This is a genomic window from Serratia aquatilis (genome assembly GCF_044865145.1).
GTDB classification, from domain to species: Bacteria; Pseudomonadota; Gammaproteobacteria; order Enterobacterales; family Enterobacteriaceae; genus Chania; species Chania aquatilis.
On the sequence record NZ_CP173186.1, the window covers coordinates 2,283,363 to 2,306,250 of the forward strand.

Sequence of the window (22,888 nt, forward strand, 5' to 3'; positions counted from 1 at the left end):
TTTATGTGGGGCATTAAAATTATATTAGATTTTTTAATGTCGTCTGTTCTAGGACAAGATAAAATCTATAATGAAAGTCGTAACAGAAATAATTCCGTACTTGTTCACACAACTATCCTTGAAAGATACTATCATCAATATCTTCTTTTTCGAGCACTCAATCAAGTATCACAGAGCAGCTTTACGAGGCTGCTGCGTAATGCGCAGGCAAAGCCACCGGTAATCCCCATCGCCCACCTAGGGCACTGGTTGTCAGTAGCTTTTTTATTTTCTTCTGCCTTTTTGAGTTGGCCATGCAGGAATTCAGCACAAACGATCTGTTTTTGAATGTGGTGGTTAAAAATTTCTCGGGGTCAGTATTGAAGAGGCCAGCAGAAAATTCTATTTGGAAGGTGGGCGACAGCCGGTAGCGGTAACTATCGGCAGCCATTCATACCCACAGATCGTCATGATGAGTACGAACCAAGGCCCACTTGCTCTCGAGAGCAGTGCCATATTATTGGATCCTCAGAAATGACCACAGGAAAATATCAAAAAAACCTTTCAATCGTTTATAGATCACTCAAATCGTTGGTGATTTACGCGAAAAATGCTAGGACACACTCAGAGGAGCAGATAGAAAAAATCGTATCGAGCATTAAAAAGTTTGGGTGGACTAACCCGATCTTGCTCGATGAAGCCGGAGAGGTGATCGCCGGGCATGGCCGTATTCTGGCGGCGGAAAAAATCGGTTTTGATCCGGTTCCCACCATCACCTTGTCCGGTCTGACGGAGGCAGAGAAAAAAGCCTACCGCTTGGCGGACAACAAATTACCGCTTCATGCCGGATGGGATTTAGACCTGCTTACAATGGAACTGGATGATCTGCTGTCAGAAAAATTCGACTTATCGTTAACGGGATTCAGTGTCGAAGAAATCGACCAAATGCTGAATATCGATTTCGCACCGGGTGACGAAGGCGACCAAGGCAAGCTTGACCAACTGGAAGCAAAGTTATGTCCACACTGCGGGGGTGTTCTATGACCACTCTCACCGTCGATTGGGCAACACACAAAGCAGCGGCCTATGCCTGTCTGAATTGGCACTACGCAAAAGCGGTACCGGTTGGAAAGTTGGTAAAGGTCGGAGCCTGGGAAGATGGCCAGTTTATTGGCGTGGTGATATTTAGTCGCGGAGCCAATAATCACATCGGCCAGCCTTATAACCTGCAGCAAGATCAAGTCTGTGAGCTGACACGGGTAGCATTAAGAGCCCACATATCCCCGGTAAGTCAGATTTTAGCAAAAGCGATTAAATTCCTTACAACGGTTTGCCCAGGCCTGCGTTTGATCGTTTCCTACGCGGACAAAGATCAGAACCACCACGGCGGTATCTACCAGGCGACGAATTGGATTTATGAAGGGCTGGTGGGTGCAGGAACGCTGGGGGCATTCATCATCAATGGGAAAAAGGTTCACCCTCGAAGTGTTGCAGCCAAAGGGGTGAAACAAAGCATTGAATCGGTAAGGCAACATCTGGATCCGTCTGCACAGGAATTCAAAACATCAGGAAAACACAAATACCTGATGCCGCTTGATAAGCAGATGAAAAGGATCCTGACTCCTCGTCATAAACCCTATCCAAAGAGGGTATGACTATGGAAAAGGAAACCTATGAAAAAGTCGAAGCGCTTGCCGCACGCCGCTTAACTGAACAGCAAATTGCCGATGTGATGAATATCTCGTTAGACCAATTGAAAAAGGACCGAAACCAAATCTCCCGATTTAGAGAGGCGATCAGAAAGGGGCGGGCAAAAGGTGAGGCTGAATTAAGAGGTGCGTTATACAAGCGTGCCAGAACCGGGGACATACAGGCTTACAGCGAATTGCTGAGGCGGGAGAAACAACAGGGTAACGACTGATGAAAAAACCGGACTGGGAGGCTATCAGGCGTGAGTATGAAACTGATGGATTGTCAGCCCGGAAGTTAGCGGAAAAATACGGCATCAGTCATACCGCCATCAATCAGAAGGCAAAGGCCAAAGGTTGGAAAAAGCCGGCAAAAGTTGCCACCGAAAAAGTTTCCAAATCCTCCAAAGGTGGAAACAAAAAAGTGGAAACCCGGAAGGTGGAAACCAGACCAGTTAGCCAAGCGAGCAAATCAGTCGGCGAGGCGGAAAAACTGACACTGGTGGAGACAGGTTTAGGCTTCGAACCCGCTCAGTTCGGGCTTTCTGACCAGCAGGCGCTTTTTGTTTACTGGTATATAAGAACGAATAGCAGGGTCGAAGCCTATCGCCGCGCCGGATACCAGTGTGAGGGTAAAAACGCTTATTTTGGTGCATCGCAGATATACAGAAATATACAGGTTTCAAAAGCTATCCGGGAAATGCAAAAACGTCTTCGACAGCGCTACACCGCCGACATGGATGAGATTGTCGATCAACTGGTGGCAATAACCCGCGCAGATCCAAATGTGCTTTCTCAATATCGTCGGCTTAATTGCCGTCATTGCTGGGGTGAGAACCATCTTTATCAGTGGCGAGATATTCGGGAATTCGACATCGCTGCAGAAAAAAACATGAAGGATGGGAAAGCGGAACCTGAATATGGTGGCTTGGGATTTGTTGATAATGCGGATCCCAACCCGGATTGCCCCCGCTGCCATGGTGAAGGGGTAGGGGAAGCATTCTTTGCCGATACGCGTGATCTGCATGGTCCTGAATCCCACTATTTCTTGGGGGTGAAAGAGAACAAGTTCGGCATTGAAATCCTGACCGAAGATAAAAAAGCCGCACGGCAAATGCTGATCCAGTTGTTGACTGCCCAGGCAGCAAAAGATCCAGCAGACAACAACAAAGGATTGGAGGAAGACTATCAACTACAGGCATTAACTCCTGATGAACCTACGCCGGACGATCCAATCCTTTGATGGTCCCGTACAGTTAACACCAAAGCAGGCAAATATTTATGTCTGGGGCTGGCAACCCAAAGCCCGTTTTCGTGATGCTGTATGTGGCCGTCGTTTCGGTAAAACCTATTTGGGTAAGGCTGAGATACGTCGTGCTGCTCGATTGGCAGACCGTTGGAACGTCAGCATTGAGGATGAGATCTGGTATTGCGCGCCAACGCTGAAGCAAGCCAAGCGTGTGTTTTGGCGGCGGTTGAAACAGGCCATTCCTCGACACTGGCGGGACAGTAAGCCCAATGAAACGGAATTATCGATCAACCTGAACAGTGGTCACATAATTCGTTGTGTCGGCCTGAATAACTATGATGACTTGCGCGGCTCGGGCCTGTTTTTCGTTCTAATAGATGAATGGGCCGACTGTCCATATGAAGCATGGGAAGAAGTCATTCGCCCGATGCTATCGACCTGCAAATACACGGTTGACGGTGTGCAATACGTGGGTGGTCACGTATTACGCATTGGCACACCGAAGGGATTTAACCACTGCTACGACACCTATCTTGCTGGGCAAGAGGGTAGAGAACCTGATCACCGCAGTTGGCTGTATACGTCTGTTGACGGTGGCAATGTGCCGCCAGAAGAGATCGAGACAGCGCGGCGCACAATGGATCCCCGAACGTTTCGCCAGGAATATCTGGCCTCGTTTGAAAATTACCAGGGCGTTGTTTATTACTGTTTTGACCGACGAGAAAACCACACTGATGACACCATACAACCGGGTGATGAGTTACATATCGGGATGGACTTCAACGTCGGGAAAATGGCTGCAGTTGTCTACGTGTTGCGGGAAGGATTACCGCATGCTGTGGATGAGCTAATGAATAAATTCGATACAAGAGCAATGATTGAGGAAATAAAGAAACATTTCCTCGGGCATAAAATTTTCATTTATCCCGATGCCTCAGGGAAAAATCGAGGATCGAGCAATGCCAGCGAATCAGATATATCACTGTTAAAAGCGGCTGGATTTACGGTTAAATCCAAGGACTCGAACCCTGCGGTGAAAGACCGTGTTAATTCAATGAATGCCATGCTCTGCAACACATACGGCGAACGGCGAATGAAGGTTAACACGAAGAAATGCCCGAAATTTACCCAATGCCTGGAACGACAAATTTATGCAGACAACGGGGAACCGGATAAAAAAGGTGGTTTTGACCACGGTAATGATGCTGGTGGTTATCCGATTTATTATCTCTTCGCTCTGAAAATTAAAGATGCTTTCAGTATCAAAATGGAACCTACATTCTGATGAGTAAAAATAACGACATTACCTTTACTCGGCCGGAGTTCGACGCGGCTTTGTCCACGTGGGGAAAAAACCGTGATGTGTGCAGTGGGCCTGATGCTGTAAAAGCTGCAGGCCATTTACATCTGCCCAGGTTGAACCCATCAGACACTTCAGAGGCAAATAATCAGCGCAACGAAAGCTATCTCGCACGTGCGGTTTTCTATGCAATTGCAGCGAATACCAAGCAAGGCTTGCAAGGGATGGCTTTCCGCAGGGATCCGACTCTTGAACTGCCTGAAAATAACAAGATGGAGTATCTAAAAACCAATGCTGATGGTGCCGGGACCAGTATTTATCAGCAATCACAGCAAAGCCTCGAATCTGTTCTCGAGGTTGGGCGCGACGGGCTTTATGTTGATTACGCCAAGGAGGGCAATCAGGCGATCATATTACGGTATCTGGCTGAAAATATAATCAACTGGAGAACGAAGCGTATCAATGGACGCAATAAATTAATTTTAGTGGTCTTGCGTGAGTGTGTTGAGGAAGAAGACGGTTATGGCTTCAAAGATGTGATCCAATATCGTGAACTCAGGATGGAGGATCACAGGTTCATGGTAAGGGTATGGCGACCAACGGGCGAAGGTAAAGCGCAGAAATATGTAGCAGGGGAACCTTATTACCCGAAACCATTTGGCGCGGAACATTGGGACGAAATACCGTTTATTTTCATTGGTGCCCAAGATAACAACCCTGATATAGACCGGGCACCGCTCGAAGCGTTGATCTCAATTAATCTGGGGCATTATCGCAACAGTGCAGATTATGAAGACAGTGTTCACTTCTGCGGGCAGATCCAGCCCTGGATAAGTGGATTAAGCGAAGAGTGGCGCGATTGGTTGGAGGAAAAGGGCGTCAAATTTGGCTCGCGCAACCCGATGCTGTTACCGCCCAAGGGCGCGATGGGGATGGCTCAAGGGCAACCCAATATGATCGCCAAAGAGGCGATGGACGATAAAAAAGCCTACATGATTGCACTCGGTGCACGTCTCATTGAGCAAAATGGTGCCGTCAAAACGGCGACACAAGCCAGCGGTGAACAGGCGTCGGGAACATCTATCCTCGGTATCTGCTGCAGCAACGTTTCTGAAGCCTATACCGTTGCTGTCATGTGGTGTGCTCGTTACCTGGGCATCAAAGAGCTTGATGCTATCAATTATGCAATCACCAAAGAATTCCTGCCGAAAGGTGCTGATGCGAACGTTATCAATGCGATTGTCGCTGCGTGGCAGAGTGGCGCAGTACCGACACTCGACATGATCCGCTCGTTGCAAAAAATGGACATCATTGATCCTGCTGCCGATCCAGCCGCTATCTTGGACATTTTGAACACGCAAGGGCCAAACTTCTTAGGTGATTCGAATGAAAACGATGAACGAGCGGCTTAGCGACGAGGCAGTAGCACACGCGATTTTTGTGAGCAGGTACTCGACTGGTACAGCTAAAAGAATGGTGACAGTGTTAAACCAGGCTGACGCCGAATTATCAGCCCGGTTGATGGTCGCTCTGGAAGACCTGGATCCCACCAGTTTCAGTTTCCGTCGTCTGGAATCGCTGCTTGGCGGTGTGCGCAGTATCAACCAACAGATTTTTCAACGCCTCTATCAGTCCTTGGGTGAGGAACTCGGCGACTTTACGGGCCACGAAGTTGGGTATCAGTTGAGTCTTTTTGACACTTTGCTACCTGAACTCGTCAAACAACGTTGGCCGCTCATGGCGGTAACGCCACAGCAAGTTTATGCCGCTGCCATGGCTCGACCCTTTCAGGGGCGGCTGCTGAGTGAATGGGCGGGGAAGCTTGAAACTGACCGTATGCAGCGGATCAGTAATGCAGTTAGCCAAGGGTATCTACAGGGGGAAACAGCAGATCAAATCTACCGGCGAGTACGAGGCACTAAAGCCCGAAATTATCAGGATGGTGTTTTGCAATTTGGCCGGGCAAACACAACCAGTGTGATAAAGACGGCGATAGGTCATATGGCCGCCGTTGCCCGGACTGAGTTCGCCCTGGCCAACGCAGATATTGTTGAGTGCAAGCAGTGGTTAAGTACGTTGGATAATCACACAACACCCGCCTGTATCGTTCGCGACCGTCTGAAGTATTCGCTGGATAACAAACCGATTGAGCACAAGGTGCCATACGGTGCGGGGCCCGGTCGCATTCATTTTTGCTGTCGTTCTACCGAAACGCTGGTGGTGAAATCGTGGCGCGATTTGGGCATTGATGCTGATGAAATGCCAGAAGGCACACGTGCCAGTATGGATGGGCAAGTACCCGCGAATACGAATTACCGGGATTGGCTCTTGCGACAGCCCTATCGCCGGCAAGTGCAGGTTGTAGGGGAAATACGTGCACGCTTGATTCGTGACGGAGGCATGCACCCCTCAGAGTTTTTTACTGATAAAGGGGAATACCTGTCGCTCGAACAGCTAAGAGAAATCGATGAGCAGGCATTTAGCCATGCCAGGCTTTAAAACGAACATTTTCAACGAACCCGCCATTGAGCGGGTTTTTTTCTGGGTCAGGCCCAGCAATCAATCCCAAGGGGAAAAGTATGCTATTTCGCAATGTGGCACGTAAATATTACTCACCGGTTGGCGAAGGAGGTGAGGGCGGCGGTGGTGGCGAGGTCACTATCACCCCGGAAATTCAGGCCATTATCGATGCTCGAATCAGTGAGTCCGTATCGGGGCTAAAAACCAAAAACAGTGAGTTGCTCGGAAAGCTCAAAGAGCAGTCCGAAAACTTGAAGCGATACGATGGCATCGATCCTGATGCGGTGCGTGGCATTCTGAAACGTTTTTCCGATGATGAGGAAGCAAAGCTGATCGCGAATGGGAAAATTGATGAGGTACTGAACAAGCGCACTGAACGTATGCGTAGCGATGCGGACAAGCAAATCAAAGCCGCTGTCGAACGCGCTGAAAAAGCGGAAATGTTGGCGAAGAAGTTCACTGAACGCGTGTTAGGTGATGCCATCCGCTCCGCAGCGCTTGAGACAGGCGCTCTGGTGGGAGCAACGGACGACATCATTTTACGTGCCAAAGGTGTTTTTACACTTAACGATGACGGCGAAGCCGTTGCAATCGACAAAGACGGCAACCCGATTATGGGAAAAGACGGAAAAACGCCGCTTTCTCCCGTTGAGTGGGCCGAATCTCTCAAAGATACCGCACCACACCTCTGGCCTGGAGCTGAAGGTTCCGGGGCTGGTGGACATAAACCCCCAAGTGGCGGTTTACCTAAACGCTCGCAAATGTCGGCCAAACAGAAAGCGGAATACATCCGTGCGCATGGCCAACAGGCATATCTCAGACTTCCAAAAGAATAAGGATCCTTAACTATGGGCTCTACAGTTAATAACGACCTGATCATCTACAACGATCTGGCTCAAACCGCCTACCTGGAACGTCGCCAGGACAATTTAGAGATATTCAACGCATCGTCTAACGGTGCGATCGTACTTGATAACGAACTGATTGAAGGTGATTTCAGAAAGCGCGCTTTTTATCAATTGGCAGGCAGCATCGAACATCGCGATGTGAATTCCACAGAGAAAGTCTCCAGTAAGAAGATCGGTGCCGGAGAATCCGTTGGCGTTAAAGCACCGTGGAAGTATGGGCCCTATCAGACTACTGAGGAAGCATTCAAGCGTCGTGGTCGTGATGTTTCAGAGTTCTCGGAGGTGGTCGGTGCCGATGTTGCTGACGCTACCTTGGAAGGTTTCATCAAATACGCCATCCAGGCATTGACTGCAGCCATTGGTGCCAATACCGATATGGTTGTCACAGCCAGCATTGCTACAGATGGTAAAAAGACGCTGACCAAGGGCATGCGCAAATACGGTGATAAGTTTGGTCGCATTAGTCTGTTTGTGATGCACTCTGCCAGCTACTTCGACATTGTAGATGAAGCTATTACCAACAAAATTTATGAAGAAGCGGGGGTGGTGGTGTACGGCGGTTTACCCGGCACATTAGGTAAGCCTGTATTGGTAACCGACACTGCGCCGATTGATGTGATCCTGGGATTGCTGCCAAATGCGATTGCCATAACTGAATCACAAGCGCCCGGTTTCCGCTCCTTTGAGGTCAATGACGAGGAAAACTTGGCGATTGGGTATCGTGCCGAGGGCACCGTAAACATTGATATGCTGGGATATAGCTGGGTTGAATCTAAAGGCGGTGCAAACCCTGATTTAACCAAAATTGGAACGCCTGCAAACTGGAAAAAACACGCAACCAGCAACAAAGTGACAGCCGGTGTGATGATTAAACTTTCATCTTCGGCACCTGACGCCAAGACCAAATAATCAAGTGGGGCTTTTGCCCCTTTTCTTTTGGAGGGGGAATGTTAGTCACCAATCCAACATCGCCAGAATTCAACAGTTATGCATCGGTGAAAGATCTTGAAACTTTCGTGACGAAACGAGGCATTAGCCATCCAGACAACGCTGAGGCTTTACTGATCAAAGCGATGGATTTTTTGAGTGGTATCACTTGGAAAGGGCGACGAGCCAAAGCCGGACAACCGCTAGCCTGGCCTCGCTCTGGGATCTATTTCGACGGTTTCAGCTATCCAAACGATGTTATCCCTCCGCAGCTTATTACAGCGCAATGCATGCTTGCGATTGAGGCTCAGAAAGGCGATTTACAGGAGGCCAGCAGATCAGCCCCGATTAAATCAGAACGTGTCGAAGGGGCGGTAACCACTGTATTTGCTATAGCAGACGGGGAGGCATTCAAACAGACATACCCAGCAGTAATGGCTTTGCTGAATGGACTGGTTGTAAGCGGTGGTTTCGCCATTAATGCTATAGCAACGAGAACCTGAGGACGAGCAAATGGCTATTGACTATCAAGCCACACAGGAAAGGACAACCCGCACGTTGAAGGCTAACGGTGCGGAATACCCGTTTACCCGTGGCGGCACTGTAAGCCGGGTTGCCGGTAAAGAGGTTCGTGAGCCTGAGGAGCGCGGCATTGTTATCGGCGTAAGAGCCGAATTCAAACCGGGTGAAATTGACGGTTCACTGATCCAAAGCGGTGATGTGTTGCTGGTGGCCACCTGTGAAACCGAAATCCGCATTGATGACCGGATCGAGGTAGACGGCAAAAAATACCGCGTTGTGCATCCTCACCCCGTCAAACCCGGCCCTATCCTGATCTGCTACCGAGCACAATTGAGGGCGTGATATGCCGCCTGAAAATGATGCTTTTGTCCAGGCGATAACCGCGTTTGTCAGCAAAGCCAAGGCTAACCAAGCAAAAGTCGTGCGCGGGGCCAGCATCCGCATTCTGGCTCAATTAGTACATATGTCCCCCGTCGGTAATCCAGAACTCTGGGCGGTAAATAGCACAGCAGTTGCCTATAACCAGGCTGTTTTTGACCACAACGAGGCACAACGGCAGGATCCTGACAACCTCACTCCTACCGGTAGGCTGAAAAAACGTGCTCGGGTTTCCGACAGCATGGATATCAAAGCCCCGCCAGGCTATACCGGAGGGCGGTTTAAAGGTAACTGGCAAGTGTCCTTCGATTCACCTGCAGAGGGTGAATCGGGGCGGATCGATAAATCCGGTAATGCAACCATAGCCGCCGGAAATATCGTTATTGAGCAGTTCCGCGTTGGGATGCAGGCCATTTACTTCGTGAATAACGTTCCCTATGCATACCGGCTGGAGTTTGGACATTCTAAACAAGCGCCGGGCGGCATGGTGCGTATTACTGCTGCGGATTTCCAACGGCATTTTAACGCCGCTTTATCGGAGATTGAACCTTGAGTCATACCCACATAGCCGCACTGCTTGAGGCCCGTTTGGGGGAATGGGCAGATTCGCACAATATCCCTGTCGCCTGGGAAAACCTCGCAATGGATCCCCCGGAAGGTATGTATCTGCAAGCCTATGCTATGCCTGCGACGACAACGACAATCGATCTGGCCGAATCACTGCATGTTTTACCAGGTGTTTGGCAAGTTAATGTTGTTGCACCTGCCGGTAATGGCACTGACCCAGCCAGGGAATTAGCCGATCAAATCGCTGCACTGTTTCCCGTTGGGCTGGCACTGACCGAAGGAAACCTAACCTGTTATATCCACACGCCTCCCACTGTTTACCGGGGTATCCCATCAGATACCCGCTACGTGATACCCGTCAGCATGAGTTACCGCGCTGACATCACCACAAACTGACCGCTGCGGCGGTTTTTTTACGTCCAAAATTGGAGATCCCTATGGGCTTTGCATTACCCAATGGCGCCACAGTATTTGTTGGCTCCAAAATGGCCGCCGCGTTGACGACTACCGCTGTCAGCAACGCCAAAGGGGCTGTATTCACTGTAAGCGGGGGAACGTTATCAGCTAACGATATTGTTTTAATCAAATCCGGTTGGAGTCTGTTGGACAACCTGGTTGCCAAGGTTACTACTGCCACGACAACCTCGGTCACCATCGGGGCACTCGATACCTCAGATACCCATTATTTTCCAACGGGCAGTGGTACTGGATCACTGATAAAAATCACTGAATGGACGCAGATCCCGCAAATTACTGAGGTAGCCGCCTCTGGTGGTGATCAGCAATACGTGCAAATCCAGTTCTTGGAGGATGATCGTCAACGAAATCTTGCGACATTCCGCGCAGCCAAAACACAGACGTTTACCTTTGCGCATGAATCCACGCTACCTGTTTATAGCGTTCTGCTGTCCGGGGATCGGTCCGGGAACACGTTGCCATTTTACATGTACGTTCCGAAAGCCCAGGAAACGCGCTATTGGTCGGCCATTTTGTCCTTCGACCCACAGCCGACCACTGCCGTAAATGCGGTTGAAACGGTGCAAGTTTCACTTGCCGTGCAATCTCGGACCATGACGTTTTACAAAGATAAATAAGCTCGGTGATGTTGCTCGAGCTGACTTCAATAACAGGTATCTCTATGACTGCGAAATTTACTTTGATCCCGAACCCGACTTTTAAAGTTGATGTGGCGATCCCACGTGCCGGTGCTGAGGATGGTGTATTGACGTTTACGTTTAAGCATAAAACTCGCACCGAACTTGAAGTGCTGGAAAATACCCTGCGTGAGGCAACGGAAAAACAGGCCGAAGGTGGCGAACGCAGTAATGCACCGCTGGTGGATTTCGTGCTTGAAATTGCTAAGGCCTGGGCGCTGCCGGACAAATTCACCAAAGAGAACGTCTTGGTTCTGCTGGAGAACTATCCGCGCGCGTTTGATGCGATCGCGATGGCCTATACCCGTGAACTGATGGCACTGCGCGAAAAAAACTGACAGCGGTTGCCTCGGCATTCTATACGCCTGAACCCGAGCCAGAGGAACTGGCCGCATTTGGGCTAACCCCTGAGGATGTTGAACCAGACCCGGTAGAGGTTTGGCCAGATGTGTGGCCGGTGTTTGAAGTTTTCCGCGCTATGGCCACACAGTGGCGAACTGGCATGAGTGGCGTTACCGGGTTGGATTACAACTGTTTACCTTGGGTAATGAAGCTTTACGGTGTCGAGGGCGAGGCAACCGCGTTAAGTGATATCAGGGTAATGGAAGCCGCCGCGCTTTCCCTTATCCACAAAAAATAACTGTCAGCCGGAACCTTCCGGCTTTTGCATGGAGCAAGGCATGACAGACATTGCATCTATTTCCCTGCGTGTTGATACCAATGAACTGCAGCGAGGAAGTAATGAGCTGGATAAGTTCCAGCAAAGAGCCACTGGCGCAGCGGGTGCAGCAGATGGTTTTAACGCATCTGGAAAGGAAACTGCAAAAGTATCAAAAGAGATTGCTCAGGAAGTCGCGGAGACGCATAAGCGGGTAGAAGAGTACAACCGCAGACTGCGCGAGACGCAGACGACGGTTTCAGCATCGAACCGCGTGCAGGATCAGCTTACAGAGTCATATTTCCGCCAGATTGATCGGGTAAAAAAGTTGGGTACAGGTACCCAAGAGCTTAACGCTATTCAGGCACAAATAAGAACCGCGCGAGCTGCAGGCAATATCACTCAGAACGATTATCTGACGCTGGTCAGTCACGCATCAGAAAAAATGCGCGAACTGACAAAGGCTGAGGAGGTGTCTGCTGCAGCTAAAAGTATTTTTATCCAAAAACTTAAAGACCAGGTTGCAACACAGCGTCTTTCCCGCGAAGAGTTACTCCGTTATCGAGCTGCGCAGCTTGGCGTCAGTTCCTCCGCTGACGTTTACATCAGGAAAATAGCCGCAGCGAAAAACGAAACCCATGCCTTCAGTCTTCAATCGGCTGCGGCCCGCCGTGAATTGGGCGTAATGCTCGGTGAACTGGCTCGAGGTAATCTTGGGGCGCTGCGTAGTTCCGGGATTACGTTAGCGAATCGCTCTGGGTTACTTGAACAAATGATGACTCTGCGCGGATTGGGAATCGCTGGGGTTGTTGGTGGTATCACCGCATCTATTGTGGGACTTGCGGTTGCTTATGAAAAAGGGGCAGCGGAAGGCCGAGAGTTCACCAGATCTATCATTATGACCGGGAACTATGCCGGCTTAACTGCTGACCGAATGGCGATTATGGCTGGGCGTACCGCTGAGGCGACAAACGGCATCGTCAGTAAATCAGCCCAAGTGCTTGCTGCGCTTAATTCATCCGGTGAGTACACTGCCGCACAATTAACGTTGATTTCAACCGCTGCAATCAATATGGAGCGTGCAACCGGTCAATCTATTGATAAAACAGTACAACAGTTCAAATCTCTTCAGGGGGATCCGCTCAAAGCTGTTGTGGCTCTAAATAATCAATATCATTTCTTAACGTCGAGCGTTTACGATCAAATCGCCGCCCAGGTCGAGGCTGGCAATACATTGAAAGCGCAGGAGATTGCAGAAAAAGCACTCGCGGAGGTCACTAACGCCAGAGCTAAAGAGATTAAGGATAATCTTGGGTTATTAGAATCAGCATGGTATGGACTTGGGCATGCTGCATCATGGGCCTGGGATAAAATGCTCGGTATTGGGCGTGATGACCCAGTCGCAAGATTAGCAAAGGCTCGTGCTGTTCTGAATTCATCAATCCCCAATCAATACGCGAAAGAGGGGGCGTTGGGCGACGTACTGAAAAGTATTACAGGGGATTTGCAGGCTGATCTATCTGGTGCACTGCAGCAAGCGGCCGAGGCGAGAATAGAAGGCCTTGAGAAGATAGGTGCTCTTGAAAAAACCATGGAGACAAATGCTGAGAAGCGTTTGAAGCTTCATAAAGAGGTCAATGAGCAATTACAAAAAGGATATATCACCCAAGAACGAGCGAATAAGTTGAATGCTCGCATTGACGAACACTATAAAGATCCTAAAAAAGCAAAAGGGGCCAAATACCAAACTCCTGCAGGTGATAAGGCGGAAGACGCTGCCCAGGCCGATCTCCTAGCGCTTCAGGCTCAACTTGAGGTCCTGCGCCAACATACCGGGCTGAACGATAAAATCAGCCAACAGCGTAGAGATCTGCAAAATGCCCAAGCGCAGTTTACGGTACTGGAGCAGTCCGCAGCTACCCGCCAACTATCAGCGCAGGAAAAATCGCTACTGGCCAGCAAGGATGCTGTACTCGCCAGTAAAGAGCGCTTGGCTGTTATTGGCGATCAGGTTGTACAACAGGAACGCCTAAACAAACTGCAAGATGCGTCGACTAAATACGCTATCCAAATGCGCGAGAAACGGGATGCAATTCGCGAAAGTGCCGGATTGAGTAGCAGAGAAGCACAACGCAGGTTAGAGGAAGCTCAGTTACGCCAAGGCTGGCAAAACCAAGGTGGAGACTTAAACGACAAGGGTTATCAAGACCAACTCAAGGCGTTGAAGGATTTCTATGCAGAAGAAGATCGTTTGCGAGGTGAATGGCTTTTAGGTGCTGAGAAAGGATGGTCGGAATACCTGGATTCTGCTACCAACGTGTATTCCTCGATGTCGAATATCGCTAGCACAACGCTTTCTGGCATGTCAGATATGCTTACCAGCCTCACAACCACGGGTACCGCTTCCTTCCGTAATTTTACGACCTCAATCCTCAAGATGATCGTTGATGTCATCAATAAGTTGCTGGTGGCCTATATGGTACAAACGGCGATGGGTTGGATTAGTGCAGGCGCTAGTGCTGGCGCCAGCAGTGGAACGGCAAATAATGCATTTAGTGGCGGGGCATACAGTGGTCTAAAGTTTGACGGCGGAGGTTATACCGGTCCGGGTGGAAAGTATGAACCTGCGGGGATCGTACATAAGGATGAGTTTGTTTTCACAAAGGAGGCTACGCGGCAGCTAGGTGTTGGAAACCTGTATGCCCTGATGCATAGCGCACAAGGCTACGCCAATGGAGGATTAGTTGGAAGTACGATTACTGGTGCCGCTCCGATGTATGGGCTTCGGGGAGGTGGCGTTACCGTTGATATGAGCGGTATGACAATCGTTACACAGGGTGGCGGTCAACAACAACCGCAAAACACCGGAAATAGTGAGTTGGTAAGCAAGGCGATCAGGAATGAAGTTATTGGGATAGTTTCAGAGCGGCTGGAAAAGGCGATGGGGCAATCAGGGAGTATCAATAATTTTATTGATTACAAGATAGGGCGAGGAAAGTAAGCCACTTTTCGCTTATTTATTGCAAGGCAAGTGGTGATAGGATATTGCCACTTGTTTCTTGCGGAGTAAGGGAATGGAACCAATTTTTGGGTTTTTGTTGTTTGGTGTAACCGCAATTTTGGCGAGCATTGTTGCTGGTAAGCGTAATGGCGTTGGTATTGGTTTTTTATACTTAATTATTATCTGCGCGGTAGCATTCGGGCTTGTGGTACTAACATCAAATATCACGCATGGAAATGGAATGATGGCGGGATTGGCTGCTTTTCTGTCACCAGTTATTGGTATTATAGTTGCATTCTCCACGGCAACTTCAGAAAAGCGCGCCGTTCTTCATGGTGAGTCTGGCGAATACAAGAAATGCCCATTTTGTGCAGAGTCTGTAAGAAAAGAGGCGATTAAATGTAAGCATTGCGCCAGTGATTTAAGCAATACTAATGGAGTCGCATAATGAAGAGACTTATAACACCTGCTGCAGTTTTTTTTTAATTATTACCCCAATAAGCGCATCTAATGCAGAGCCATTCCCATTCAAAGAAGCTCCGCGAGCCGCATGTGTGGACGTACCTATTGAAAATAATGCAAGGGAAAGGTGTGAGAAAGTAGTCAAGATAGCGATTAATGCAGCGTTCACAACAGGAAATTTAAGCCTTGGTTGTAAAATGAATGTAGTGAAAAATGACTGCGAAGATCTCTTGAAGGAGGCCGCAGCGTTGAAGGAAATGGAGGATAAAGGGTAATTGTAAGTCCATAAAAAGATGTAAGCCACCAAGATTTGGCGGCTCGTTTGAGCAATGAGCATGATTGGGGTCAAGTAGTTAGTATCATACAGTATCGCGCAATAGTGACTCACGCTGTGGTGGAATGAAGGCGTAAGCCAAGCGCTCTCACCACTTTAAGAATTGTACCGAACTCAGGGTTGCCATTACCTGATAAGGCGCGGTAAAGGCTTTCGCGTGATACCCCAGCATCTTTTGCAACCTGAGTCATCCCGCGAGCCTTGGCAATGTTACCAAGCGCTTTTGCGATAAACGCTGGATCATCACCAGCCTCGTCGATACATGCGTTGAGATACTCTGCCATATCTTCCTCAGTTTTAAGGTATTCGGCAGGATCCCATTGTGAGAATTGCTCTGTCATTTGCTCGCCTCTTTCCAGGCCTGAGCGATGCGCTTAGCCTGCTTGATGTCTTTGGACTGAGTAGTTTTATCACCACCACACAGCAATACTACAATCTGGTTTCCTTGATGCATGAAGTAGACTCGATAACCGGGTCCGTAGTGTATTCTGGCCTCGCTTAGTCCGTCACCAATTGGCTCTGAATCACCAAAGTTACCTTCCTTCATACGGTCAATACGCATTAATATACGCGCCCGCGCTCGGGCATCTTTCAATGCTGTCAGCCAATTAGAGAATGTCTCACTTCGGATGATTTCTTTCATATGGATAATGTAGCCTAAGGGCTACACATGATCAAGTTGCATAGCTTTCGTTCGCCAATAGGCGGCATTTATTCCAAAACACCAACCGGCCACCGCGCCGGTTTTTTTACGTCTGGAGAAAACATGGCAATAGAAACTTTCACCTGGCGCACTCAGGGGCAGCCAGAGGGTAGCTATGCGCAGCGCGTGCGTTCCGCGCAGTTCGGCGACGGCTACAAGCAGGTTTCAGGCAACGGACTCAATATTGAAACCCAGAGCTGGCCGCTGTCGTTCTCCGGCCAGAGAGCTGAAATCCTCCCGATACTGGCGTTCGTCCGTCGTCACACCACGAAATCATTCATCTGGACGCCGCCATATGGCGAGAAGGGACTATATCGGGTTGTCGCTGATTCTATCCGAGCGATGCCGGTTGGCGGCACTGTCGTGGCCATATCAGCCATCTTTGAGCAGGCATTTGTGCCCTAAGGAGTCAGAATGGCAATCACGAACGACGTTCAAAAACTTGAACCCGGTGACACAATCCGATTGATCGAAGTTGATGGCACTAAATTTGGTGCCGATGTTCTGCGCTTTCACAATGAAACTATTCCTCATACGCCAACTGAGATTGTTACATCGGGTGGCGATGAGTCCAAACTCAAGCCCAGAAGCATATGGTGGCAAGGGAAAGAATACGGCGCTTATCCCTACGAGATAAGTGGGCTGGCGTCATCCAGCGACGGTGCCAGCGCCACGCCAAAATTATCCGTTGCAAACCTCGATGGCGTGATCACTGCGCTGTGTTTGCGATTTGACGACATGCTCCAAGCGAAAGTCACCATTCACGACACCTTTGTTCATTACCTTGATGCGCGCAATTTTGCTGGTGGAAATCCCAAGGCAGATCCACAGCAGGAGTTCAAACAGGTTTTCTATGTCGATAGCAAAAGCGCCGAGGACAACGAGGCTATCGAGTTTACGTTATCCAGTCCGATGGATCTGCAAGGGTTACGTATTCCAACCCGCCAGATCACCTCGCTCTGCACATGGTGCATGCGTGGCCTGTACAAAACTGGCGATGGATGTGGCTATGCAGGGCAAAATGGCTGGTTTGATAAGAAAGGTAAGCAAGTGGACGATCCGAGCAAAGATCAGTGCTCAGGGTTGCTGACTGACTGTAAAAAGCGGTTTGGGGAAAACAGCGAACTGGATTTTGGTGGTTTTCCCGGCTCGGCTTTGATCCGGAGGTAATATGCGGCAAAAAACCATCAAGACAATTTTGGCGCATGCCGAGAAGTCATTTCCGGAAGAATGTTGCGGAGTCGTCGTTCAAAAAGGACGTGCCGAGCGCTATTTTCCCTGTGGTAATCAATCGACGGAGCCGACCGAGCATTTTGAACTGGATCCTGCCGATTATGCAGCGGCTGAGGATTGGGGAAAAATCGTGGCCGTGGTGCACAGTCATACTGGCGATGGGGCCACAACACAGCCGAGTGAGTTGGATTTACTGCAGTGTGACGTAACAGAACTGCCGTGGGTTATCGCATCCTGGCCGGAAGGTGATATCAGGACGATTTACCCGCGTGGCGACCGACCGCTTGAGGGGCGACAGTTCGTGCTTGGTCATGCTGATTGCTGGTCACTCATCATGGATTACTACCGCCAGCAGCACGGCATCATCTTGCCGAACTACAGCGTTGACCGGCACTGGTGGGAGGATGGCGAAAATCTGTATATGGACAACTGGCATGAATGCGGATTCCGCGAGTTTTACGGACCACCGGAGCCGGGCGACGTGGTAATCATGCAGATATCGGCTCCGGTACCGAACCATGCCGGGATACTGCTGGAGGGCAACATGCTTCTGCATCATCTATACGGGCAGTTAAGCCAGCGGATCCCCTACGGTGGTTATTATCAGGAGCGAACGGTGAAAATCCTGCGCTATAAGGAGTTTTTTGAATGAACACTGCACCCATCAGGAAAATAAGACTTAGCGGCATCCTCGGTAAAAAATTTGCCAAAGAATTCACATACCGTGCTCGAGACGTTCCCCATGCGATAAGAGCATTGAAAGGGCAGTTTCCAGGCTTTGAGCGTTTTATGAATGAGGCCAACCAAAAAGGGCTCACTTTTGCCGTGTTCGTCGGGAAAAAGAACGTCGCTGAAGAAGAGATCGACATGACAAAAGGGACCGAAGATATTCACATTGTGCCTGTCGTCATTGGCAGCAAGCGCGGTGGCCTTTTTCAAACGATATTGGGGGTGGCGCTCATTGCTGCGGCCACTATTGCTACCGGTGGCGCGGCAATAGGACTTGGGGCTGGTTTTGCTGCCGCTGGTGGATGGGGAACGGCGGCACTGATTGGCGGCTCGATGGTGTTGGGGGGCGTTGTTCAGATGCTATCCCCGCAACCAGGCGGCCTGTCGATCAGTCAGAACGCCGAAAATAAACCTTCATACGCTTTCGGTGGCCCAATTAATTCTATTGCTCAGGGGAATCCTGTTGGTGTGTTGTACGGAACACGCGAGATCGGTGGGGCAGTTATCTCTGCGGGTATTTATACTGAAGATCAACAATGATCACCTCACTTTCAGGTAATTACGCAGCCTTTCTGAGCATTTAACCAATACAGCGCAAGTCATTGCATCCTGATGGGTGCTTGCCGTATTGAATGCTTCGTTAAACTGCCTGATCAGGCCATCAAGTTTCTTTGCCTGTCTGGTCGTAAGGCGTCGCTTTATTTTTGCAACCCTGGGCTCCCAGTACATGGCTGAGAAAACGTAATTACCATCACTACGCCAGTAGACCTCCATCTGTTCCAGATATTCAATGATTGGCTCGGCTAACTCATTGAACTCCTTTCTTTTTGTATTATCAGAGTCAACCTTTCGGTTGATAAAGTAAGTAGCGACTATTGCCGTTACTGAAACAACCAGAGATAGGGAAGAAATTACCAAGCTTACATCCATGTGAGGCCCTTATGAGTATGATAAGTTTTTTTGTTTCTCATTGCGAAGTTATAAAAGAATGCATTTTTTATTGGGGGTGTTTTTCTCTCCCCATTTTTTCCGTGTATCTAACACTGAAAATCTCAGGTTACTTCAGGTTTTTCCGCTAAAGAAATTCATGGTATCGAAAATACGTTCAATTCCACCCATCAGTAAATCCTGAAATTTAAACAGTAATCTTTCTGGTTCGCTTCGGCGTGCCTATTTTATTGGTGAAATCATGAGAGATGTTATTCAAGGCCGCAAGGGCGGTGGTGATAGTGGGCATACTCCTACGGAGTCACCAGACAGTATCCAATCAATTGCCAGAGCAAAAATTCTATTGGCGCTGGGTGAGGGGGAGTTTGCAGGTGGTCTCGATGGGCAAAATATTTTCCTCAATGACACACCCGTTATGTCTCCTGATGGCACGCTTAATTTTCCCGGTGTTGAATGGGAATTTCGGCCCGGTACTCAGATGCAAAACTATATTCCGGGTATTCCGGGGGCTGAAAATGAAATTTCTATCGGGATCCCGGTGAAAGTTAATCAGCCATGGGTAAGAGCGGTAAACAATACACAGCTATCGGCCGTCAGACTCCGCATCGGTTGGCAAACGCTGGTGAAGCTATTGGATAACGGTGATCGCGTTGGTACGCGAGTTGAGTACGCTATCGATATTTCTACAGACGGCGGAGCCTACCAAACCATACTGAATAGCGCCGTCGATGGAAAAACTACGTCTCACTATGAACGCACCCACAGGATAAATCTTCCAAAAGCTACTACTGGCTGGCAGGTCCGCTTGCGCAGGATCACGCCAGATTCAACAACATCTAACGTTGCGGATGTGATGAATATTGAAGCCATTACAGAAGTGATAGACGCGAAACTGCGGTATCCCAATACGGCACTGCTTTACGTCTCGTTCGATGCTAAACAATTCCAGGGCATACCCCGGATCAGTTGCAAACCCAAAGGCCGGGTTATCCGCGTGCCAACGACCTATGATCCCGTTACCCGCGCTTACAACGGTACATGGGATGGCAGTTTTAAGTGGGCCTATTCCAACAATCCGGCCTGGGTATTTTATGACATTTTGCTGAATAAGCGATTTGGTCTTGGCGACCGGCTGGATGCCTCGCAGGTTGATGAGGTTGAACTGTATCGAATCGCGCAGTATTGCGATCAGTTGGTGCCAGATGGCCGTGGAGGGACAGGAACAGAACCCCGTTTCCTTTGTGACGTTTACATTCAATCACAGAATGAGGCATTCACCGTTCTACGTGATCTGGCTTCCATATTCAGAGGAATGACATATTGGGCGAATAATCAGGTTTACGTCATTGCTGATATGCCGCGGGATATTGTTTACCCATATACCCGAGGCAACGTCATTGATGGGAAATTTCACTATCAAGGGGGAAGCCAGAGGGATCGTTACTCGACGGCCATGGTGAGCTGGTCAAACCCTGACAATCACTATCAAGACAACGTTGAATCAGTCATGGAAGATGAGCTGGTGCAGCGTTATGGGATCAACCAGACTGAAATTTCGGCAATTGGCTGCACGCGGCAGACAGAAGCTAACCGGCGCGGGCGTTGGGTGCTTTTGACAAATGCCAATGACCGTACAGTGGCGTTTTCGGCTGGTCTAGACGGTCACATTCCGAAGCCTGGCCACATAATCAGTGTTGCCGATCAAATGTTATCTGGGCGTGCGCTTGGTGGAAGGATCTCTGAAGTTAACGGTAGAACATTAAAACTGGATCGTATTGCTGATATATCACCCGGTGACCGGCTGATCGTCAGTCTGCCAAACGGCAGCTCCCAAGCTCGTACGGTTACGGTGGCTAATGGGCAATATGTCACGCTCAATACAAATTACAGTATGCAGCCGCAAGCTGAGGCGATCTGGTCTGTTGATGCCAGTGACGTTGCCGTGCAGCAATATCGCGTGTCTAGCGTCACTGATAATGATGATGGCACATTTACGATAACCGCCATCTGGCATAACCCAGATAAATACGATGCGATCGATACTGGCGCTCGATTGGATGAGCGCCCAATCTCTGTGATCCCGCCAGGCGTTCAGGCACCGCCGAAGAACGTCAGGATCAGCGGGAGTTCAGCCATCATTCAGGGACTTTCTGTTGCTACGCTTCGCGTGTCTTGGGACAACACGGAGAACGCTATCGCATATGAAGCGGAATGGCGGCGTGATAACGGCAATTGGATATCTGCCCCCCGTACTTCGGCACTTGGGTTTGAAGTGCAGGGGATTTATGCCGGCCGCTATCAGGCGCGAGTACGCGCTATAAATGCCGCTGAAGTTTCAAGCATTTGGGCTAATGCACCGGAAACTGAGTTATCCGGCAAGGCCGGTAACCCGCCAGCATTGGCAAGTTTTACAACAACTGGCCAGGTGTTTGGCATTGTTCTGAGTTGGGCGTTTCCCCCTGGTGCTGAGGATACGCAGCGGACTGAAATCTGGTATAGCCGCAATTCGGATGGCAGCGGGAAAATGCATTTGGGTGATTATGCATACCCACAACGCACCCATACCATGACAGGGCTAGCGGCTGGTGCCAATTTCTGGTTCCAGGCACGTTTGGTAGATCGATTAGGTAATGCGGGGCCGTGGACAGCGTGGATACAGGGAGCCTCAAGCAGTGATGCGAGTGAAATACTGGATTACTTGAAGGGTGAAATCACGCAAACGCAGCTCGGCAAGGATTTGTTGGGACCGGTTGAAGACGCCAGCAAGCTTCAGGATATGTGGTCTGTCAAAGTGGGTAAAACCGTAGACGGTAAGCAATATCTCGCCGGTATAGGTGTCGGGGTTGAGAACACGCCGCAAGGAATGCAAAGCCAGGTGCTGGTAAACGCAAATCGATTCGCGATTTTAAATTCTATAGACGGTTCAGCTTCAGGGGTATCCGTTCCGTTTGCTGTCGATGGCGGCCAGGTTTTCATGAATTCAGCATTCATAAAAAACGGGTCGATTACCAATGCAAAAATTGGAAATTATATTCAATCCGAAAACTACGATTGGAATGCTAAAACTGGGTGGGCGATAAACAAAAATGGAGGGGCAGTATTTAATAATGTCACTGTTCGTGGGCATGTGGAAGCTACGAGCGGTACTTTTAGTGGAAGGATCGAGGGGGGGGATGGTTATTTCAGAGGGACGGTTTACGCCGAAAACTTGGAAGGGGACGTAATATCCATTAGCCCAATAAAAAAATGGGGTATGGAGTACGTCAATTTTGCTCCAGGTGTACGATATGAGTTTTGCTGGATAAGAGGCGGGAACTTTGCAAAAACATTGATGATACCCAACCATCTTATATTGTATTCTGAGTACGTAAACCGTGTAACCCTCCGGTGGGGCGATTATATTCTTGCGCAGTGGGATGTAAATGAAACCAATAGAAATAGCGATATCAATATTGGGCATAGAACCTTCACCCTGCCGGCAGACAATCGGGACTTGCCGGTAACATTTACATTTGACAATTGGACAGGGACCACGGGCATGTTCATAACTTATCTAACAGAAATGTATCTCTTTAAAGCAAATAACAATATTCGTTAATTTTACTTGGTCAGCAATCCTACCCGCCAG

At 49.2% G+C, this 22,888-nt stretch carries 28 protein-coding genes; 24 read left to right on the forward strand and 4 right to left on the reverse strand.

Annotation, left to right across the window (positions count from 1 at the left end):
* Positions 1–181: 181 nt before the first annotated feature.
* A complete protein-coding gene (locus SAQUA_RS10180) occupies positions 182–430 on the reverse strand; it encodes a hypothetical protein (protein ID WP_404413182.1) in 249 nt (82 codons plus the stop codon).
* 83 nt (positions 431–513) lie between these two features.
* On the opposite strand from SAQUA_RS10180, the gene SAQUA_RS10185 reads away from it, so the two are divergent.
* The 19 genes from SAQUA_RS10185 (at position 514) to SAQUA_RS10275 (ending at position 15,588) form a co-directional block, all read left to right on the forward strand.
* Positions 514–1,023: a ParB/Srx family N-terminal domain-containing protein gene (locus SAQUA_RS10185; RefSeq protein WP_380673179.1), complete on the forward strand. Its 510-nt coding sequence runs from the start codon at positions 514–516 to the stop codon at positions 1,021–1,023.
* A complete protein-coding gene (locus SAQUA_RS10190) occupies positions 1,020–1,634 on the forward strand; it encodes a protein Mom (RefSeq protein ID WP_380673181.1) in 615 nt (204 codons plus the stop codon). The genes SAQUA_RS10185 and SAQUA_RS10190 overlap by 4 nt, the downstream gene beginning before the upstream one ends.
* 2 nt (positions 1,635–1,636) lie before the next feature.
* On the forward strand, positions 1,637–1,900 hold the full coding sequence (locus SAQUA_RS10195; RefSeq protein ID WP_380673183.1) for a hypothetical protein: 264 nt from the start codon (positions 1,637–1,639) through the stop codon (positions 1,898–1,900).
* On the forward strand, positions 1,900–2,910 hold the full coding sequence (locus SAQUA_RS10200) for a terminase small subunit (RefSeq protein ID WP_380673185.1): 1,011 nt from the start codon (positions 1,900–1,902) through the stop codon (positions 2,908–2,910). Before SAQUA_RS10195 ends, SAQUA_RS10200 begins: the two co-directional genes overlap by 1 nt.
* The gene (locus tag SAQUA_RS10205) at positions 2,879–4,201 is read left to right on the forward strand and encodes a terminase large subunit domain-containing protein (protein WP_380673187.1); all 1,323 of its coding nucleotides are present in this window, start codon (positions 2,879–2,881) and stop codon (positions 4,199–4,201) included. Before SAQUA_RS10200 ends, SAQUA_RS10205 begins: the two co-directional genes overlap by 32 nt.
* The gene (locus SAQUA_RS10210) at positions 4,201–5,628 is read left to right on the forward strand and encodes a DUF4055 domain-containing protein (protein ID WP_380673189.1); all 1,428 of its coding nucleotides are present in this window, start codon (positions 4,201–4,203) and stop codon (positions 5,626–5,628) included. The genes SAQUA_RS10205 and SAQUA_RS10210 overlap by 1 nt, the downstream gene beginning before the upstream one ends.
* Positions 5,603–6,715, forward strand: a complete 1,113-nt coding sequence (locus tag SAQUA_RS10215) for a hypothetical protein (protein ID WP_380673191.1) — start codon at positions 5,603–5,605, stop codon at positions 6,713–6,715. The genes SAQUA_RS10210 and SAQUA_RS10215 overlap by 26 nt, the downstream gene beginning before the upstream one ends.
* 80 nt (positions 6,716–6,795) lie before the next feature.
* Positions 6,796–7,572, forward strand: a complete 777-nt coding sequence (locus tag SAQUA_RS10220) for a hypothetical protein (RefSeq protein WP_380673193.1) — start codon at positions 6,796–6,798, stop codon at positions 7,570–7,572.
* A 12-nt stretch (positions 7,573–7,584) separates the two neighbouring features.
* The gene (locus SAQUA_RS10225; RefSeq protein WP_380673195.1) at positions 7,585–8,553 is read left to right on the forward strand and encodes a major capsid protein; all 969 of its coding nucleotides are present in this window, start codon (positions 7,585–7,587) and stop codon (positions 8,551–8,553) included.
* A gap of 38 nt (positions 8,554–8,591) precedes the next feature.
* Positions 8,592–9,074 (forward strand): DnaT-like ssDNA-binding protein, encoded by a 483-nt coding sequence (locus tag SAQUA_RS10230; protein ID WP_380673197.1) that lies wholly within the window; start codon positions 8,592–8,594, stop codon positions 9,072–9,074.
* A gap of 10 nt (positions 9,075–9,084) precedes the next feature.
* Positions 9,085–9,435 (forward strand): hypothetical protein, encoded by a 351-nt coding sequence (locus SAQUA_RS10235; RefSeq protein WP_380673199.1) that lies wholly within the window; start codon positions 9,085–9,087, stop codon positions 9,433–9,435.
* Between the two features lies 1 nt (position 9,436).
* Positions 9,437–10,024 (forward strand): hypothetical protein, encoded by a 588-nt coding sequence (locus SAQUA_RS10240; RefSeq protein ID WP_380673201.1) that lies wholly within the window; start codon positions 9,437–9,439, stop codon positions 10,022–10,024.
* A complete protein-coding gene (locus SAQUA_RS10245; protein WP_380673203.1) occupies positions 10,021–10,434 on the forward strand; it encodes a DUF4128 domain-containing protein in 414 nt (137 codons plus the stop codon). Before SAQUA_RS10240 ends, SAQUA_RS10245 begins: the two co-directional genes overlap by 4 nt.
* A gap of 41 nt (positions 10,435–10,475) precedes the next feature.
* Positions 10,476–11,132: a phage tail protein gene (locus SAQUA_RS10250; RefSeq protein WP_380673205.1), complete on the forward strand. Its 657-nt coding sequence runs from the start codon at positions 10,476–10,478 to the stop codon at positions 11,130–11,132.
* Between the two features lie 44 nt (positions 11,133–11,176).
* Positions 11,177–11,530, forward strand: a complete 354-nt coding sequence (locus tag SAQUA_RS10255) for a phage tail assembly chaperone (RefSeq protein ID WP_380673207.1) — start codon at positions 11,177–11,179, stop codon at positions 11,528–11,530.
* Positions 11,531–11,640: 110 nt separating this feature from the next.
* Positions 11,641–11,832: a DUF1799 domain-containing protein gene (locus SAQUA_RS10260; RefSeq protein ID WP_404413183.1), complete on the forward strand. Its 192-nt coding sequence runs from the start codon at positions 11,641–11,643 to the stop codon at positions 11,830–11,832.
* A gap of 40 nt (positions 11,833–11,872) precedes the next feature.
* Positions 11,873–14,851, forward strand: a complete 2,979-nt coding sequence (locus tag SAQUA_RS10265) for a phage tail tape measure protein (protein ID WP_380673209.1) — start codon at positions 11,873–11,875, stop codon at positions 14,849–14,851.
* A gap of 73 nt (positions 14,852–14,924) precedes the next feature.
* Positions 14,925–15,299, forward strand: a complete 375-nt coding sequence (locus SAQUA_RS10270; RefSeq protein WP_380673211.1) for a DUF2545 family protein — start codon at positions 14,925–14,927, stop codon at positions 15,297–15,299.
* Positions 15,286–15,588, forward strand: a complete 303-nt coding sequence (locus tag SAQUA_RS10275; protein WP_380673213.1) for a hypothetical protein — start codon at positions 15,286–15,288, stop codon at positions 15,586–15,588. Before SAQUA_RS10270 ends, SAQUA_RS10275 begins: the two co-directional genes overlap by 14 nt.
* Before the next feature lie 109 nt (positions 15,589–15,697).
* On the opposite strand, the gene SAQUA_RS10280 is transcribed toward SAQUA_RS10275, so the two are convergent.
* On the reverse strand, positions 15,698–15,988 hold the full coding sequence (locus tag SAQUA_RS10280) for an addiction module antidote protein (RefSeq protein ID WP_380673214.1): 291 nt from the start codon (positions 15,986–15,988) through the stop codon (positions 15,698–15,700).
* Positions 15,985–16,290, reverse strand: coding sequence for a type II toxin-antitoxin system RelE/ParE family toxin (locus SAQUA_RS10285; protein WP_380673216.1), 306 nt, complete (start codon positions 16,288–16,290; stop codon positions 15,985–15,987). The genes SAQUA_RS10280 and SAQUA_RS10285 overlap by 4 nt, the downstream gene beginning before the upstream one ends.
* 123 nt (positions 16,291–16,413) lie before the next feature.
* Here SAQUA_RS10285 and SAQUA_RS10290 point away from each other — a divergent pair, with 123 nt between their 5' ends.
* The 4 genes from SAQUA_RS10290 to SAQUA_RS10305 are packed head-to-tail and all read left to right on the forward strand — an operon-like array spanning position 16,414 to position 18,852.
* Positions 16,414–16,755 (forward strand): phage tail protein, encoded by a 342-nt coding sequence (locus SAQUA_RS10290; RefSeq protein WP_380673632.1) that lies wholly within the window; start codon positions 16,414–16,416, stop codon positions 16,753–16,755.
* Between the two features lie 9 nt (positions 16,756–16,764).
* Entirely contained in the window at positions 16,765–17,520 is a 756-nt protein-coding gene (locus SAQUA_RS10295; RefSeq protein WP_380673218.1) for a phage minor tail protein L, read from the forward strand.
* A gap of 1 nt (position 17,521) precedes the next feature.
* Positions 17,522–18,235: a C40 family peptidase gene (locus SAQUA_RS10300; RefSeq protein WP_380673220.1), complete on the forward strand. Its 714-nt coding sequence runs from the start codon at positions 17,522–17,524 to the stop codon at positions 18,233–18,235.
* Positions 18,232–18,852: a tail assembly protein gene (locus tag SAQUA_RS10305; protein ID WP_380673222.1), complete on the forward strand. Its 621-nt coding sequence runs from the start codon at positions 18,232–18,234 to the stop codon at positions 18,850–18,852. Before SAQUA_RS10300 ends, SAQUA_RS10305 begins: the two co-directional genes overlap by 4 nt.
* On the opposite strand, the gene SAQUA_RS10310 is transcribed toward SAQUA_RS10305, so the two are convergent.
* Positions 18,853–19,242, reverse strand: a complete 390-nt coding sequence (locus SAQUA_RS10310; RefSeq protein WP_380673224.1) for a hypothetical protein — start codon at positions 19,240–19,242, stop codon at positions 18,853–18,855.
* A 259-nt stretch (positions 19,243–19,501) separates the two neighbouring features.
* Between SAQUA_RS10310 and SAQUA_RS10315 the strand changes: the two genes are divergently transcribed.
* Positions 19,502–22,858 (forward strand): DUF1983 domain-containing protein, encoded by a 3,357-nt coding sequence (locus SAQUA_RS10315; protein WP_380673226.1) that lies wholly within the window; start codon positions 19,502–19,504, stop codon positions 22,856–22,858.
* Positions 22,859–22,888 lie beyond the last annotated feature (30 nt).

What these genes read in the sequence shown, in the direction of transcription:
- SAQUA_RS10180 (WP_404413182.1), bottom strand. Translation starts at nt 430, where the DNA reads ATGGCTGCCGATAGTTACCGCTACCGGCTGTCGCCCACCTTCCAAATA.
- SAQUA_RS10185 (WP_380673179.1), top strand. Translation starts at nt 514, where the DNA reads ATGACCACAGGAAAATATCAAAAAAACCTTTCAATCGTTTATAGATCA.
- SAQUA_RS10190 (WP_380673181.1), top strand. Translation starts at nt 1,020, where the DNA reads ATGACCACTCTCACCGTCGATTGGGCAACACACAAAGCAGCGGCCTAT.
- SAQUA_RS10195 (WP_380673183.1), top strand. Translation starts at nt 1,637, where the DNA reads ATGGAAAAGGAAACCTATGAAAAAGTCGAAGCGCTTGCCGCACGCCGC.
- SAQUA_RS10200 (WP_380673185.1), top strand. Translation starts at nt 1,900, where the DNA reads ATGAAAAAACCGGACTGGGAGGCTATCAGGCGTGAGTATGAAACTGAT.
- SAQUA_RS10205 (WP_380673187.1), top strand. Translation starts at nt 2,879, where the DNA reads ATGAACCTACGCCGGACGATCCAATCCTTTGATGGTCCCGTACAGTTA.
- SAQUA_RS10210 (WP_380673189.1), top strand. Translation starts at nt 4,201, where the DNA reads ATGAGTAAAAATAACGACATTACCTTTACTCGGCCGGAGTTCGACGCG.
- SAQUA_RS10215 (WP_380673191.1), top strand. Translation starts at nt 5,603, where the DNA reads ATGAAAACGATGAACGAGCGGCTTAGCGACGAGGCAGTAGCACACGCG.
- SAQUA_RS10220 (WP_380673193.1), top strand. Translation starts at nt 6,796, where the DNA reads ATGCTATTTCGCAATGTGGCACGTAAATATTACTCACCGGTTGGCGAA.
- SAQUA_RS10225 (WP_380673195.1), top strand. Translation starts at nt 7,585, where the DNA reads ATGGGCTCTACAGTTAATAACGACCTGATCATCTACAACGATCTGGCT.
- SAQUA_RS10230 (WP_380673197.1), top strand. Translation starts at nt 8,592, where the DNA reads ATGTTAGTCACCAATCCAACATCGCCAGAATTCAACAGTTATGCATCG.
- SAQUA_RS10235 (WP_380673199.1), top strand. Translation starts at nt 9,085, where the DNA reads ATGGCTATTGACTATCAAGCCACACAGGAAAGGACAACCCGCACGTTG.
- SAQUA_RS10240 (WP_380673201.1), top strand. Translation starts at nt 9,437, where the DNA reads ATGCCGCCTGAAAATGATGCTTTTGTCCAGGCGATAACCGCGTTTGTC.
- SAQUA_RS10250 (WP_380673205.1), top strand. Translation starts at nt 10,476, where the DNA reads ATGGGCTTTGCATTACCCAATGGCGCCACAGTATTTGTTGGCTCCAAA.
- SAQUA_RS10255 (WP_380673207.1), top strand. Translation starts at nt 11,177, where the DNA reads ATGACTGCGAAATTTACTTTGATCCCGAACCCGACTTTTAAAGTTGAT.
- SAQUA_RS10265 (WP_380673209.1), top strand. Translation starts at nt 11,873, where the DNA reads ATGACAGACATTGCATCTATTTCCCTGCGTGTTGATACCAATGAACTG.
- SAQUA_RS10270 (WP_380673211.1), top strand. Translation starts at nt 14,925, where the DNA reads ATGGAACCAATTTTTGGGTTTTTGTTGTTTGGTGTAACCGCAATTTTG.
- SAQUA_RS10275 (WP_380673213.1), top strand. Translation starts at nt 15,286, where the DNA reads ATGGAGTCGCATAATGAAGAGACTTATAACACCTGCTGCAGTTTTTTT.
- SAQUA_RS10280 (WP_380673214.1), bottom strand. Translation starts at nt 15,988, where the DNA reads ATGACAGAGCAATTCTCACAATGGGATCCTGCCGAATACCTTAAAACT.
- SAQUA_RS10285 (WP_380673216.1), bottom strand. Translation starts at nt 16,290, where the DNA reads ATGAAAGAAATCATCCGAAGTGAGACATTCTCTAATTGGCTGACAGCA.
- SAQUA_RS10290 (WP_380673632.1), top strand. Translation starts at nt 16,414, where the DNA reads ATGGCAATAGAAACTTTCACCTGGCGCACTCAGGGGCAGCCAGAGGGT.
- SAQUA_RS10295 (WP_380673218.1), top strand. Translation starts at nt 16,765, where the DNA reads ATGGCAATCACGAACGACGTTCAAAAACTTGAACCCGGTGACACAATC.
- SAQUA_RS10300 (WP_380673220.1), top strand. Translation starts at nt 17,522, where the DNA reads ATGCGGCAAAAAACCATCAAGACAATTTTGGCGCATGCCGAGAAGTCA.
- SAQUA_RS10305 (WP_380673222.1), top strand. Translation starts at nt 18,232, where the DNA reads ATGAACACTGCACCCATCAGGAAAATAAGACTTAGCGGCATCCTCGGT.
- SAQUA_RS10310 (WP_380673224.1), bottom strand. Translation starts at nt 19,242, where the DNA reads ATGGATGTAAGCTTGGTAATTTCTTCCCTATCTCTGGTTGTTTCAGTA.
- SAQUA_RS10315 (WP_380673226.1), top strand. Translation starts at nt 19,502, where the DNA reads ATGAGAGATGTTATTCAAGGCCGCAAGGGCGGTGGTGATAGTGGGCAT.